This is a genomic window from Vibrio sp. 1CM24A, assembly GCF_023161725.1.
Lineage (GTDB): Bacteria > Pseudomonadota > Gammaproteobacteria > Enterobacterales > Vibrionaceae > Vibrio > Vibrio coralliirubri.
Genome location: NZ_JALNTS010000006.1, coordinates 301275 through 314740, shown reverse-complemented (window position 1 = coordinate 314740; position 13466 = coordinate 301275). Strand labels below are relative to the sequence as shown.

Below are 13466 nucleotides of genomic sequence, written 5' to 3'. Positions count from 1 at the left end.
ATTGACACGTAAGTTGGCTGACTTTTCGTCTTGCGATTTAAGGCATGACAGTATCGATTAGGAAATTTGAATCATGAAAACCTACATTTCTGGGCTGCTCGCACTCATACCGTCATGTTTAATCGCTGGCTACGCTTTTGCTGTTGGTACAGCAGTTGTGCTGCCAGGGCAACATGAAGCGGGTGTCGATCTTTCGGGCTCCCCACTATCTGCGAATGCCGTCATTGATTGGGAAATTTCCAACAGTGATATTGTGTTCGGAGCTTATGCCGACAAAGCCGACAATGAGCGGGCTACGACAATTGGTTATATGTACAACCAAGTCATGGCGATGAACTCGGGTTGGTTGGAGAACGATCTCCGTAACCAAGCTGAGTTAGAAGGCCTCAATTTCGAAGACTATTTCCTGCACTTTTCTGAAGATACTGTCATTGCCGAAGTTAATAAAACTCACGGCGAAAAGACCCTTTTAAACCGAAAACCTATGCTCTTGGGTTATACAGCCAGTGAAGACCATGCTGGCTTTTGGCTGTATCAAGAGCCTCCGTGGGATGCCGATGTGTTTGAGAATTTCGAACAGGGTGGGGCTTTGTATGTCTATCATGCTGAGCAGTTCGAACGGCTGACCTTTAAATTCTCACAGTTTGCTGGCAACGGCGAATTCTGGATTGAATACCCAACGGCTATTGATTATCACGGAAGGGTTTCACAGTGGGAAAGGCTCGATGTAAAGAAAGACAAAACGCTCAATATGACCAAAAACCAATCGGTGATCTGGAACCTTCCGGATAACTGGGTAAGAGCCACGACTCATGATGGCAGTGGTGCGAGTTATGGCGGCGGCCAGTATTTTGGCTCCACCTTTTTGAGAGATGGTGGGCGCTTATACGTTGTGAGAGTTCGTTGGCAAAGTGAGAACGCCGACGACAGGCCGCGTTTAAAAGAAGTAAAACTGAAAAACAGTTTTCCAACCGTCAAGTTAACCGACGCTCCGATTACAACGCCGGACGGCAATGCTATAAGCCAATGGCGAAAAATCCGCGGCTTTGATGTGTCTGCAGACCTAGATGGCGATAATTATTTGTCGCCAAGCGAGTATCGAAATCGAACCAATAAGAACGCGACAGCGCGTTTTCGTTGGGAATCAAGAGTGGTGCCATTTGGTCGAATGTGGAGCGCTAACTCATCTTGGTCGCTAACGAACGTCGCAAACGCGGATTATCTATCTGCTATTCATCGCTACTACAAGCAAAGCTGGGCAAGCCAAGGTTTGAATGGTGCGTATAACGACGACACAAATAAACTCATTGGTTCGAACCAGTTCTATGTTCATTCTGGCGGGCATGTTCAAGAGTTAGGAGCAGTTGCGGATTCGAATCAAGCGGATGATCTCTATAAACAACAATTTTCAGCGTTTCTGAAAAATCTATCTGCTTTAGAAAGTGATGCGTCGATTGGATTGAACATCGGAACGGCGAACTTACTGGGTCGAAATGGACAGTCTCATCTTAGCGAGGCGGGATCTCTGTATTTACGAGAGCACTACATTTTTCCATCTACTGGGTTTAGTGGTTACTCGGGAATCTCTAAATTCTGGGATAACTCTGCGCTCGCCTACAATGGGCAAAGTGTTATTTTTCAGGCGACAACGCGTTATGGGCGAGTTCAGTATATTGGAAATAGTGAAGAGAATTGGAAGCAAGACCAATACTCGACCCTAGCGATCTACCACCTCAATCGACACGCTCAACATAGCTACTTTAATCAGTGGAACAATGGTTACGTCTATGGAAGTGGCAATACGACGGCTGACACTTTCTGGCAAAGTGGTGTCCCTAAAAATATCGCCTACCAACCAAGTTCGTTATTGGCCGTTGATTTGGGAGAGCCGAGTCATCAAATCCCACAAGGCTTCGAGCCGATTCCTTTGATGCTATCGACAACGACACCTCAGCCCGCTGACTACACCATCGTTGGCGATGCCTCGATGAACGAAATGGTGCATGCTGATCTGCCCAATGGCATGACTCACGTTCTACCGACGTTCACGTACTTTATATATCAATCTGAAAATCAGGTGGTTGCTGGTGGTCCTGAGGACATGGTGTTAGCGAGAGAGTTCAGCAATGGTCGTGTGTTGTATCGCACGGATTTCCACGGTAAGAATCCGAGCTTTTATGACGCGGCAAAACTCACCATCGCGCTGGATGTTCCAATGAAACCTGTTGATGCTAACGGTAACGTTGGTGAGTATGTGAGTGAAATAGAAATTGGCGGTTATGAAGGGCTTTTCTTACTTTATTAGAATCAATGCGAGTGAGTACTCTCGAACCAGAGCAGACTAGAATTTAGGTTCGGGATATGAGCTTATTCTTTTTACACTGTTTGAACTCTTTGGCGATCCACGATTGCTCGTTTAAACCATTGTCGATTAGAGCAAAAAGGTAGCCATCGACTTTGCCTGACGCCGCAGGATATTCTTGAAAAGCGTGCTTAGGGTAGCCGGGGTAATCCGTCTCGTATTGAGCGTCTAACTGCTTACCGAGTTGACGCCATTTTACGAATAACTCAGAAGAAGATGTCTCAACCTTATATTGACCCAAAATACGTTGGTGATGAGTTAACGCCACTTTAGCGCAGTGGTTGGTCTGTACGACTTTTTGTATCAATTCTACTTGTTCTTCACTCATGGTTTTCGCCAGTACATTCTCTTGTTCGATGCGCGCCATTCGCTCACCAAACGTTTCAGCATGGGTGGGAAACACAAAAGTAAGCGGTAAAGCCAATACCAAAAGACGCTTGTAGAACATAACCTAACTCTTTGAATGGATTCGCGGCTATTATGCCGCCCGCCGCCAATATTATTAATGAATATAAACGCTTAATTGTAAGAATTATTTTTGTCGAGTAGATAAATAGATGGTTTTGGAGTTGTGGCATTCAGGCTCTGAATGTTGGGTTGTTTTACGAAGCGACACCGATAACCTAATCAACCCAATATCTGACCATCTTGATTATAAATGTTGGATATCAATCGAGTGGTAGGAAAAACCGATCGCTTTAGCGGCGTTCAACAAAGCTTGTTGAGTCTTGAATACCCTGGGTTGCATTTTTCTGTCGGATTCAAGAAAGCTGTTTACTCCCCACTTATGACTTTTTACCATTAAGTAATAACCATTAGCTCCAGGGGACACGACACCAATTGCTGCTTTCAGGTCGCCACGACTGAAATGCTTTTTGAACTCACGTAATACCATATCAACATCCTTATTCGATGATAAAAAAAGGGAGCGCATTGCTCCCTAGTTAGTGCTTTTCTTAATGTTTACAAGAATGCGCGGTATGGCAGTTCTGGGTCATTTGTGAAGATGTCTGCAAAGCCACGGAAGTGCTGGTAGTGCATGCGGCCTTTATCTGTTGGGTATGTGTATTTACCACCAACTTGCCAGAAGAAAGGTGCGAAGCCGTATTGAAGACGTTCTTTCTTCATGTTCCACAGCATTTCGATTTCACGCGGGTCATTTTGGAAGTTAGCCCAAATGTCGTGGTGGAACGGAACAACTACTTCACAGTTCAAAGACTCAGCAGCACGAAGAATGTCTGAAGATGTCATTTTGTCTGTTACGCCACGTGGGTTCTCACCGTAAGAAAGCAGTGCAACGTCGATCTTGTGGTCATTACCGTGTTTAGCGTAGTAGTTTGAGTAGTGAGAATCACCAGAGTGGTAAACTGAACCGCCTGTTGTTTCTACTAGGTAGTTCACTGCACGGTCGTCCATTCCGTCTAGAATTTCCTTGTCTAGGGAAGATGTTCCTTCAGGAAGTGTCACTAGAGCAGTACGGTCGAATGCATCAAGAACCTTAATGTTGACGTCTTTGATCTTAATTTCGTCACCAACTTTCGCGATAACACAACGATCTTCTGGTACACCCCATTTCATCCATAAATCAACACACGCTTTAGGGCCAATGAATTTAACGTGGTCGCCGCAGTTTTGTAGAACTGCCGCTGCAACGTTGATATCAATGTGGTCGCCGTGGTCATGAGACGCCATAACTGCATCGATCTCTTTGATAGCGAAAGGGTCCAATGGGAAGATCGCAGTACGTAGGTTTGGTTGAAGTGCTTCCACACCGCCCATACGCATCATTTGGTGCTGGTTTTTCATTTTTTGAACGGCTTGTGTTTTTTTACCAGTACCACACCAGAAGTCCATTGATAGGTTTGCACCCTCTTCTGATTTTAGCCAAATACCTGTACAGCCAAGCCACCACATAGAAAACGTACCTGGTTGAACAACAGTTTGCTCTATCTCTTCATTTAACCATGTGCCCCACTCAGGGAATGTATTTAGGATCCAAGACTCGCGAGTGATTTCGTTTACATTGCTCATGATAATACCTTTTATTTCAATAATTTGATTAATTTTGGATGTAGGGAGCCGAGCGCCTTAATTTGGATTAAGGCACTGAGCTAAATTTATTATTATTGGTGGGCTAGTCAGCCCTGCGATTTAAACTAGGATGACTTGCGTCCCTTGAGCTTCAATCAGTTTTACGACTTCGGGATTGGCGTCTTTACCGGTGATGACGATGTCTATTTGCTTGGTGCTGCAAAAGAGCATTCCGGTACGTTGTCCAACTTTTGAACTATCGACCACGACGACAAGCTTATCGACCTGTTCGAGCATTTGTTGTTCGGCTACGGCCGTTAACATGTCGGCCTTGTACAGCCCGGCATCCGTTAAGCCTTTACCTGAGGTGAACATCCAGTTTCCCGCATAGCCGCCTAATGAATTAGGGGCAGGGTTTAGAAAGATGTTCTGCGCTTTGTTGTATTGACCACCAATGATGATGACATCGTCATGATCTTCGTTGATCAAGTAGCTTGCGAGTGGAAAGTAGTTCGTTACGATTTGAACGTCATCGCCACATAATTGCTGACCGAGTAGAAAGGCCGTCGAACCACAGTTGATCACGACTGTATCGCCAGCCTGACAAAGCCCTGCAGCTGCTTGAGCAATCTCTGATTTCTCTTCATAGAACTCAGTGCTGTTGATATTCAGTGGTGACCACTTTCTCTTCTGAGTTTCTACTCGTTCCGCACCATTTCTAATTTTTCTAAGTCGGCCAACTTCATCTAACTTAGCGATATCGCGTCTAGCAGTAGCAGGAGAAACGCTAAATTTATCAATAATATGAGAGACGTTGATTGTCTGCATATCTTCTAATAGCGACAAGATGCCGTTATGTCTTTGTACTTCATTCATATTTATCACTCTTTTTGTCGTTGTGACAATTTAATGATTACTTTTGATTTGTTTTGATTCTAATAATCACCATCATGATTGTCAAACCACATCGCTATAAAAACCAGATCTTAATCACAATGTTTTATAAGTTGTTGATTTTGTTGTATTTATTATTTTGACGTGTGATCTAAAGCTCAATTAAGCACATTCTAAGTATGGTTAATTGATATAAATCAAAGTAATCACAAGTGAGCATTGAATGATTACTTTTGATTGGTAAAGTCTAGTTCGTGAGCAAAACTAGAATCATCACATCCTATAAATCATTAAAATTAAAAATCAATCAGGGGTAAAGATATGGAATTCTTATACGATATTTTCTATATTTTTTACAGTCAGGTAATGACCAAAGCACCGTTGCTACTCGGTCTTGTTACTTGTCTCGGCTACATCCTTCTAAAACGTGACGCAACAACTGTTATCTCCGGCTCTATTAAAACCATCGTTGGTTTCATGATAGTGCAGGTAGGTGCAGGAACATTGGTAGCGGGTTTTAAACCGGTTATTGAAAAAATGAGTGAAATACATGGATTAACGGGATCGGTAATTGACCCTTACACCTCCATGATGTCCACCATGGAAACCATGGGCGACAATTACTCTTGGGTTGGGTATGCAGTATTACTGGCTCTTGGGCTAAACATTCTACTTGTTGCCTTCCGACGTATTACGGGTATCAGAACCATCATGCTAACTGGGCATATCATGTTCCAGCAAGCTGGCCTCATTGCTGTTTTCTACTTCGTGCTTGGTGCAGGTATGTGGGAAACCATTATTTATTCAGCAATATTGATGGCGTTGTACTGGGGTATCTCCTCAAACATCATGTTCAAGCCGACTCAAGAAGTGACTGGCGGTGCGGGTTTCTCAATTGGTCACCAGCAACAGTTTGCGTCATGGGTTGCGACCAAAGTTGCACCGAAACTTGGTGACAAGAATGACAGTGTTGACCACATCAAACTGCCTAAATGGTTACACATTTTCCACGACAGCATTGCAGCGACCACACTTGTAATGACTGCGTTCTTCGGCATCATCCTTCTTTCATTTGGTCTTGATAACCTTCAGGACATGGCAGGTAAAACGCACTGGTTCATCTACATTTTTGAAACTGGTTTGAAATTCGCTGTTGCCATTCAAGTCATCGTTACTGGTGTTCGCATGTTCGTTGCGGAACTGTCCGAGGCATTTAACGGTATTTCTCAACGCCTTATTCCTAACGCTGTTTTAGCAATCGATTGTGCGGCTATTTACGCCTACTCTCCTAACGCAATGGTATTTGGTTTCATGTGGGGCGCAGTGGGTCAATTCACCGCTGTTCTTGCAATGCTAGCGTTTGACGCACCAATCATGATCATTCCTGGCTTTATCCCAATGTTCTTCTCGAACGCAACTATTGGTGTGTTTGCTAACCACTTTGGTGGTTGGAAAGCGGTGATGAAGATCTGTTTCGTGATGGGCATCATCGAAGTGGTTGGTTCGGCTTGGGCAATTCATATCTTTGCTCAATCTGGTACTGAGTTTAACGGCTGGATGGGTATGGCTGACTGGGCACTTGTGTTCCCGCCAATCATGCAAGGTATCTCTAGCTCTAGCATGTTCTTCTTTGTGATTTTGGCTCTGGCTGGTGTTTACATGTTCTTCGCTTCTAAGCAACTACGAGCTGAAGAAGACGCAGAAGCTGCTGCTGAAACAATGACCGCAGTAACGCCTGAAGGCATTGAGGTTGAAGTCGCGGTTCCACAACAATCGACAGCAACCGCTGAAGCACCATCTGCTTCTACAACATCAGAAACTCGAATCTCACCAGCAGCTGACCAGAAACCGGTTCGTGTCTTAGTGTGCTGTGGCTCAGGACAAGGTTCTTCAATGATGTGCTCTAAGAAAATCAAAGAGTACTTGGACAAGAAAGGCATCCCAAGCTCGACCTTTAACAGCGCCATCACTGATTACAAATCACACCTTGGTTCATTCGACATCATCGTTACTTCGGTTGCTCTTGCAGCGAAGATCACGGGTCTGCCGGAAGGTAAGCAACAGTTAGCGGTTAAGAACATGATTATGGTGAAAACTTTCGGCGACGAACTTGTTTCCATCATCGAGAACAACTTCCATAAATAATTAAAAACGGCTCAGTGGTGTCGCACTGCTGAGCCAATAAAAACAATTATATAAGTGAGCAATAACATGAACTTAAAAGAATCTCTTATCAAGAATAACTCTATCCTACTGAATGCAAAAGCAGCCGACTGGAAAGCGGCGATCAAGCTAGGTACTGACGCATTGGTGAAAGCGGGCGTGGCTGAAGAGCGTTACTACGATGCGATTACCAAAGCGATTGGCGAAGAAGGCCCTTATATCTGTATTCATGATGCGTTCGCTCTACCTCATTGTCGCCCTGAAGATGGTGTTATTCGCACCGGATTTGCATTAACCGTGCTTGAAACGCCAATCACTTTTGAAGGTGTTGATGAGCCTGTTGATGTGTTGATCACGCTAGCGGGTAAGGACTCAGAAGAGCACATCGAAGGGACGATGCAAGTCGCGAACTTGATTGAATTTGACGAAGACTTCTCAAAACTTCGTGCATGTAAAAGCCCAGAAGAAGTCGCGCGTTTAATTGATGCTGCTTTGTTGCAAGCGGAAGCGGCTTAAGGAGTCGATATGTCTAAATATAGCCAATTGAAACAACGTGTCTTAGAAGCCAATTTGCAGCTTCCTAAATACGGTTTGGTGACATTCACTTGGGGCAATGTCTCTGAGTTTGACCGTACTAATGGCGTGATAGCGATTAAGCCATCAGGTGTCGAATACTGCGATATGACAGCTGAAGATATGGTGGTCGTCGATCTAGAAGGCAACATTGTTGAAGGGAAACTTAATCCTTCAAGTGATACCGCAACGCACTTAGAGCTTTATAAAGCATTTCCTGAAGTGAGTGGCATTGTTCACACGCATTCACGCAGTGCCACCATTTGGGCGCAAGCGGGTATCGATATTCCAGCCTTGGGCACCACTCACGCTGACTATTTCTATGGTGACATCCCATGTACACGTCGATTGTCTCACTCTGAGATTTCTGAAGAGTACGAAAAAAACACTGGTTTGGTGATCATTGAAGAGTTCAAGCAACGTCGCATCGATCCAATGGCCGTTCCAAGTGTGATTGTTGCAGGACATGCGCCGTTCTCTTGGGGCAAAGATGCCAACGATGCGGTTCATAACGCGGTGGTATTAGAAGAAGTTTCGGCAATGGCGTTAGCAACACGCACATTGAATAGTGGCATCAAAATACAGCCAGAACTATCCGACAAACACTACTTACGTAAGCACGGTGAAAATGCTTATTACGGCCAACAGTAAATCGGCTTTCGTTTAAGTAAGTCGTTTCTATTCGAAGTAGCTTCAATATTGATTAGGCCCGACTTCAGGGAATAAGTGAGAGGAATCTATGTATAAAGTGCTGGCGTTAGATCTCGATGGAACCGTGTTAAAGGATGATCACACGATTCATCCAGAAGTAAAAAAGGCGATTCAAGAAGCCAAACAAAGTTGTCACGTCGTGATTGTTACTGGCCGACACCACACAGCAGCACGACCTTACTATTACGAATTGGGGCTAGATACGCCAATCATCTGCTGTAACGGTACTTATGTTTATGACTATCAAACTGAAAAGGTACTGACTCAAAACTCGATAGATAAAGACAAAGCGCTGACCTTCATCGATATGGCAGATGAGTTTCAGCTTAAAATGGTCATGTACATCACGCATGCCATGACGTACTCACACTACAACCCATTTGCCTACATGTTGGCATTGGAAAGTTGGGCAGAAACGGCACCAGAGCAACATCGCCCTCGAATTTACCAAGTGGAATCATTCATTGAAACGGCTCAGCAAGCCGAACACGTTTGGAAGTTTGTGGTGGAAGGTAGCCAAGACTCAGTAGACCGTTTAATGCAACACCCATGGATAGAAGAGAACTTCAACGGTGAACGTTCTTGGTCAAACCGAATCGACTTTGCTGCAAAAGGTAACAGTAAGGGCCTACGCCTTGCTGAATACATCGCAGAACTGGGTTATCAAGCCGATGACGTGATTGCCGTCGGTGATAACCACAACGACATATCCATGCTCAAGTACGCCGGGTTAGGCGTAGCGATGCTCAATGCTGATGACATCGTCAAGTCACACGTTCAACGCGTGTGCTCAACAGATAACAACCATGATGGCTTAGCCCGTCTAATACGTGAACAAATTAAAGGATATCAACATGACTAAACCAATGATTCAGATCGCCCTAGACCAAACAAACCTTCCTGCTGCCATTGAAGTGGCAAACAACGTTGAAAGCTTTGTTGATGTGATTGAAGTGGGCACTATTTTGGCGTTTGCAGAAGGGATGACGGCGGTTTCTACGCTTCGTAAGAATCACCCAGACCATATCCTTGTATGCGACATGAAAACAACAGATGGCGGTGCTATTTTGGCTCGTATGGCATTCGAAGCGGGCGCTGATTGGATTACCGTTTCTGCTGCTGCACACATCGCAACCATTGGTGCATGTAAGAAAGTCGCTGATGAATTTAACGGTGAAATCCAAATCGAAATTTACGGCAATTGGACAATGGACGACGCTAAATCATGGGTAGATTTAGGTATCTCTCAAGCTATCTATCACCGTTCTCGTGACGCTGAATTAGCCGGTGTGGGTTGGACAGAAGAAGACCTTGTGAAGATGCGTGCATTGTCTGAAATGGGCATCGAGCTTTCTATCACAGGTGGCATCGTGCCTGAAGACCTTTACCTATTTGAAGGCATTAAAGCGAAAACCTTTATCGCAGGCCGCGCACTTGCAGGCGATAAAGGTAAAGAGACAGTAGAAGCGCTAAAAGCTCAGATCGACCGTTACTGGAACTAGGAGGCGTTATGTATCAAAACCTGTTACGCCACCGTGTAGGGCTTTATGAAAAGGCCCTACCTAACGAACTCAGCTGGGAAGATAAACTTAAGCAAACCAAAGAACTCGGCTTTGATTTTCTTGAGATATCGGTAGACGAATCAGACGAGCGTCGCAGCCGATTAGATTGGAATGACGAAGAAGTGTATGCCTTGCGTCGTCTTTGTGAAAAGCACGGTGTACCGTTGCAGTCCATGTGTTTAAGCGCGCATCGTAAGTTCCCATTCGGTTCAGCAGATCCGGCGATTCGTGAACAAGCGGTTATCCATATGGAGAAAGCGATCTCGTTGGCTTATAAGTTGGGTATTCGTACCATCCAACTGGCTGGCTATGACGTTTACTACGAGCCTGCTGATAAAGTGACTCACCAGAGGTTCATTGAAGGCATGAAGCTTTCGGCGCAGTTGGCGGAAAGATCAGGGGTAATGCTCGCTGTGGAAATCATGGATACCGATTACTTGAACTCTTTGAGTAAGTTCGAAGTGCTGAGTCGCGAAATCAATTCACCGTATTTCACGGCGTATCCGGATGTGGGCAATATCTCTGGTTGGAATTACGACATAGTGACTGAGCTAAAACTGAGTAAGCCTCATATCACTCAGATCCACCTCAAAGACACTTATAAAGTGACTGACGAGTACAAAGGGCAATTCCGAGACTTAGTGATTGGTGATGGCGAAGTTGACTTCAATGCTATTTTTGAAACGTTGAAAGAGACTGAGTGCGTTGTACCACTCGTGATCGAGATGTGGGCTCAAGATGAACGCTGGAAAGAGAACATTCTCACGGCACAAAAACGTTTGAATGATGTTTGTGTGCAAACGGGTGTTCCGAGATTGTTTGACCACTAACTCTACCTAGAATGATTAACCAGTTTCTCTTTGCGTTCTTCATGCTCCTAACGAAAAGAGAAAATGCAGCATATTGCCCCCAATATGCTGCATTTTTATATCAACATGTCGCTCTAAACTGTTGAAGCTGAGGTTATGTCAATTTCGAAATAGTGGCGGTTCTTAAACTGCGATAGTCACATGATCACGGCCCACTTCAGCCATCTGAATCAGGTAGTCCGTGTGGTATTTTTTCTTGATGACGATTTGGCTACCGATTTCAGCAACAATCTTTACCACTTCCAACGCATCAGAAGGATGCAATGAAGAGTCTTTTGAAATTTCGATATTAACGCCTAAATTTGCCAATTTGATGATGTCGCTAGAATGCATGGTCGTGTCCAAGGTTTTTGATTTTCGTGGACTATATCATCTTCAATTTATGCAACTCTACTTGGTTTAAGTAAAAATGGGTGAGATGTGCTCAAAATATGATTTCAATAGTAAAACAACGGCTTTTATTGCATCAATTCGTCTAATTGTCGGATTGTTGAATAAGATCATATTAAGACGATCATGAATAGGTTTTATGTATGGTGATTAGTAGTATGAGTCTCAAAACAATATGAGAGATTGACGATGCCAAAGTTAGATAAATATAAAGGAATTATTTTTGATCTCGATGGGACTCTGGTCAATTCTATGGTGGCACACGCTCATGCATGGCAACAAACTTGTGAGAAGTTCGGCATTCCCTACGACAAAGAATGGTTAGATCAACTTGGTGGAATGCCATCGAGAAAAGTCACGCAAGAGATCCTAAAGCGTTACGACCTAACATTGGATGCCCAGGAAATCACCTCGGATAAAATCGCCAACTTCGAAGCCATTGAGCACAAAGGCGATGTTATCCCTGAAACTTATGCGCTCTTGCAGCAACAGTATCAATTGAAAAAAATTGGAATTGGCACTGGTGCGCAGGCAAAGCATGCGAGGGCGATTCTCAAGACGACGGACATCCCTTCAATGATACGCACAATAGTGACTTCGGATGACGTAGAAAATCATAAACCTAACCCAGATACTTTCTTGAAAGTCGCAAGGCAGCTAGAACTTGATCCGACGGATTGTGTGGTATTTGAAGATACGATCATTGGGCAACACGCTGCAACGGCTGCAGGTATGGATTGTTATATGGTCGAGGATGGGCGCATAACCCAGTTTGTTCCAGCTAGCTAAACAGAATTTAACGATACAAAAATAACTAGGAAAACAATGAAACAATATCTTATCGCACCTTCGATTCTTTCTGCTGATTTGGCTCGCCTTGGTGAGGACGTAGAACGCGTTCTCGCGGCTGGGTCTGATGTTATTCATTTTGATGTTATGGATAACCACTATGTACCCAACCTGACTTTTGGTGCGCCAGTATTAAAAGCACTACGAGATTTTGGAATTACAGCGCCGATTGACGTGCACTTAATGGCAAAGCCTGTTGATCAACTGGTGCCTCAATTTGCTGAAGCGGGTGCGACTATGATTACTTTTCATGTCGAAGCATCAGAGCACATCGATCGTACTTTGCAGCTAATCAAAGAGCACGGTTGCCAAGCTGGTGTGGTACTAAACCCTGCAACGCCATTGAGTTACCTTGACTACATCATGGATAAAGTTGACCTGATATTGGTTATGTCGGTTAACCCAGGTTTCGGTGGTCAATCTTTTATCCCTGCCACGCTCGATAAGCTGCGGTCAATCAGATCGCGCATTAATGAATCAGGCCGAAATATTCGTTTAGAAGTCGACGGTGGTGTGAAAGTTAACAACATAAAAGAGATTGCTGAAGCGGGTGCCGATATGTTCGTTGCGGGCTCTGCTATTTTTGATAGTGAAGATTATCAGCAAGCTATCGATTCAATGCGAGCGGAGCTGGCTCAATTGAATTAAGTAGTGTATCGACTGCTGTATAAAGGCTCGAAGTATTCTGTAGATCAGGCTTCGAGCTTTTTTTGTATCTAATAGATGTTGATTTAATGAATAAAAACATGGAATAAGGGAGGTTGCGTTGTTGGAGTTCTCTTCAGTTATAGCTTTTTCATTGTGTAATAAAACTACAGTTATTGTTGACTTTGGTCACATAACGGCGCAAAATTGACCTCAGATCACATAACGATGAGAACACAGTATGAACGCTACAGTAATCACGAATGAAAACAACGTATCACTAGCAAAACCTTCATTAATGAATGAAGTTCTATTTTTTGCTAAGTCTACCGTTATCATGGGTGCAATTATCCTACTTGTTGCTTCTGCTTGGGTTTAATTTTTTAATAACCCGTATTAAGTGTGATCAGTGGTGGT

At 44.0% G+C, this 13466-nt stretch carries 15 protein-coding genes; 10 read left to right on the top strand and 5 right to left on the bottom strand.

Annotated features, from left to right (window positions below):
- Positions 1-73 precede the first annotated feature (73 nt).
- Positions 74-2305 (top strand): hypothetical protein, encoded by a 2232-nt coding sequence (locus MSG38_RS15270; protein WP_248402125.1) that lies wholly within the window; start codon positions 74-76, stop codon positions 2303-2305.
- A gap of 43 nt (positions 2306-2348) precedes the next feature.
- Here the strand turns inward: MSG38_RS15270 and MSG38_RS15265 are convergent, their stop codons facing one another.
- From MSG38_RS15265 to ulaR, 4 genes are all read right to left on the bottom strand, one after another.
- On the bottom strand, positions 2349-2810 hold the full coding sequence (locus tag MSG38_RS15265) for a hypothetical protein (RefSeq protein WP_248402124.1): 462 nt from the start codon (positions 2808-2810) through the stop codon (positions 2349-2351).
- A gap of 204 nt (positions 2811-3014) precedes the next feature.
- Positions 3015-3257: a hypothetical protein gene (locus tag MSG38_RS15260; RefSeq protein WP_017064006.1), complete on the bottom strand. Its 243-nt coding sequence runs from the start codon at positions 3255-3257 to the stop codon at positions 3015-3017.
- A 68-nt stretch (positions 3258-3325) separates the two neighbouring features.
- Positions 3326-4393, bottom strand: coding sequence for an L-ascorbate 6-phosphate lactonase (gene ulaG / locus MSG38_RS15255; RefSeq protein ID WP_017060922.1), 1068 nt, complete (start codon positions 4391-4393; stop codon positions 3326-3328).
- Between the two features lie 120 nt (positions 4394-4513).
- The gene (ulaR, locus tag MSG38_RS15250; RefSeq protein WP_017064005.1) at positions 4514-5269 is read right to left on the bottom strand and encodes an HTH-type transcriptional regulator UlaR; all 756 of its coding nucleotides are present in this window, start codon (positions 5267-5269) and stop codon (positions 4514-4516) included.
- 339 nt (positions 5270-5608) lie between these two features.
- Here ulaR and MSG38_RS15245 point away from each other — a divergent pair, with 339 nt between their 5' ends.
- From MSG38_RS15245 to MSG38_RS15220, 6 genes are all read left to right on the top strand, one after another.
- On the top strand, positions 5609-7432 hold the full coding sequence (locus tag MSG38_RS15245; RefSeq protein WP_248402123.1) for a PTS ascorbate-specific subunit IIBC: 1824 nt from the start codon (positions 5609-5611) through the stop codon (positions 7430-7432).
- Between the two features lie 66 nt (positions 7433-7498).
- Positions 7499-7966 (top strand): PTS sugar transporter subunit IIA, encoded by a 468-nt coding sequence (locus MSG38_RS15240; protein WP_017069724.1) that lies wholly within the window; start codon positions 7499-7501, stop codon positions 7964-7966.
- 9 nt (positions 7967-7975) lie between these two features.
- Positions 7976-8674, top strand: coding sequence for an L-ribulose-5-phosphate 4-epimerase (locus tag MSG38_RS15235; protein ID WP_108117665.1), 699 nt, complete (start codon positions 7976-7978; stop codon positions 8672-8674).
- A gap of 88 nt (positions 8675-8762) precedes the next feature.
- Complete coding sequence (locus MSG38_RS15230) at positions 8763-9596, top strand: pyridoxal phosphatase (protein ID WP_248402122.1); 834 nt, start codon at positions 8763-8765, stop codon at positions 9594-9596.
- On the top strand, positions 9589-10236 hold the full coding sequence (locus MSG38_RS15225) for a 3-keto-L-gulonate-6-phosphate decarboxylase UlaD (RefSeq protein WP_248402121.1): 648 nt from the start codon (positions 9589-9591) through the stop codon (positions 10234-10236). Before MSG38_RS15230 ends, MSG38_RS15225 begins: the two co-directional genes overlap by 8 nt.
- Before the next feature lie 8 nt (positions 10237-10244).
- The gene (locus MSG38_RS15220) at positions 10245-11126 is read left to right on the top strand and encodes an L-ribulose-5-phosphate 3-epimerase (protein WP_248402120.1); all 882 of its coding nucleotides are present in this window, start codon (positions 10245-10247) and stop codon (positions 11124-11126) included.
- Positions 11127-11288: 162 nt separating this feature from the next.
- On the opposite strand, the gene MSG38_RS15215 is transcribed toward MSG38_RS15220, so the two are convergent.
- Positions 11289-11498 carry a hypothetical protein gene (locus MSG38_RS15215; RefSeq protein ID WP_009845895.1) on the bottom strand — a complete coding sequence of 70 codons (210 nt, stop codon included), beginning with the start codon at positions 11496-11498 and terminating at the stop codon, positions 11289-11291.
- A 246-nt stretch (positions 11499-11744) separates the two neighbouring features.
- On the opposite strand from MSG38_RS15215, the gene MSG38_RS15210 reads away from it, so the two are divergent.
- The 3 genes from MSG38_RS15210 (at position 11745) to MSG38_RS15200 (ending at position 13428) form a co-directional block, all read left to right on the top strand.
- Entirely contained in the window at positions 11745-12344 is a 600-nt protein-coding gene (locus tag MSG38_RS15210; protein WP_248402119.1) for a beta-phosphoglucomutase family hydrolase, read from the top strand.
- A 36-nt stretch (positions 12345-12380) separates the two neighbouring features.
- Positions 12381-13052: a ribulose-phosphate 3-epimerase gene (gene rpe, locus MSG38_RS15205; protein ID WP_248402118.1), complete on the top strand. Its 672-nt coding sequence runs from the start codon at positions 12381-12383 to the stop codon at positions 13050-13052.
- Positions 13053-13290: 238 nt separating this feature from the next.
- The gene (locus MSG38_RS15200; protein ID WP_248402117.1) at positions 13291-13428 is read left to right on the top strand and encodes a hypothetical protein; all 138 of its coding nucleotides are present in this window, start codon (positions 13291-13293) and stop codon (positions 13426-13428) included.
- Positions 13429-13466: the final 38 nt, after the last annotated feature.

Coding starts and splice junctions, on each gene's coding strand:
- MSG38_RS15270 (WP_248402125.1), top strand. CDS start 74: ATGAAAACCTACATTTCTGGGCTGCTCGCACTCATACCGTCATGTTTA.
- MSG38_RS15265 (WP_248402124.1), bottom strand. CDS start 2,810: ATGTTCTACAAGCGTCTTTTGGTATTGGCTTTACCGCTTACTTTTGTG.
- MSG38_RS15260 (WP_017064006.1), bottom strand. CDS start 3,257: ATGGTATTACGTGAGTTCAAAAAGCATTTCAGTCGTGGCGACCTGAAA.
- ulaG (WP_017060922.1), bottom strand. CDS start 4,393: ATGAGCAATGTAAACGAAATCACTCGCGAGTCTTGGATCCTAAATACA.
- ulaR (WP_017064005.1), bottom strand. CDS start 5,269: ATGAATGAAGTACAAAGACATAACGGCATCTTGTCGCTATTAGAAGAT.
- MSG38_RS15245 (WP_248402123.1), top strand. CDS start 5,609: ATGGAATTCTTATACGATATTTTCTATATTTTTTACAGTCAGGTAATG.
- MSG38_RS15240 (WP_017069724.1), top strand. CDS start 7,499: ATGAACTTAAAAGAATCTCTTATCAAGAATAACTCTATCCTACTGAAT.
- MSG38_RS15235 (WP_108117665.1), top strand. CDS start 7,976: ATGTCTAAATATAGCCAATTGAAACAACGTGTCTTAGAAGCCAATTTG.
- MSG38_RS15230 (WP_248402122.1), top strand. CDS start 8,763: ATGTATAAAGTGCTGGCGTTAGATCTCGATGGAACCGTGTTAAAGGAT.
- MSG38_RS15225 (WP_248402121.1), top strand. CDS start 9,589: ATGACTAAACCAATGATTCAGATCGCCCTAGACCAAACAAACCTTCCT.
- MSG38_RS15220 (WP_248402120.1), top strand. CDS start 10,245: ATGTATCAAAACCTGTTACGCCACCGTGTAGGGCTTTATGAAAAGGCC.
- MSG38_RS15215 (WP_009845895.1), bottom strand. CDS start 11,498: ATGCATTCTAGCGACATCATCAAATTGGCAAATTTAGGCGTTAATATC.
- MSG38_RS15210 (WP_248402119.1), top strand. CDS start 11,745: ATGCCAAAGTTAGATAAATATAAAGGAATTATTTTTGATCTCGATGGG.
- rpe (WP_248402118.1), top strand. CDS start 12,381: ATGAAACAATATCTTATCGCACCTTCGATTCTTTCTGCTGATTTGGCT.
- MSG38_RS15200 (WP_248402117.1), top strand. CDS start 13,291: ATGAACGCTACAGTAATCACGAATGAAAACAACGTATCACTAGCAAAA.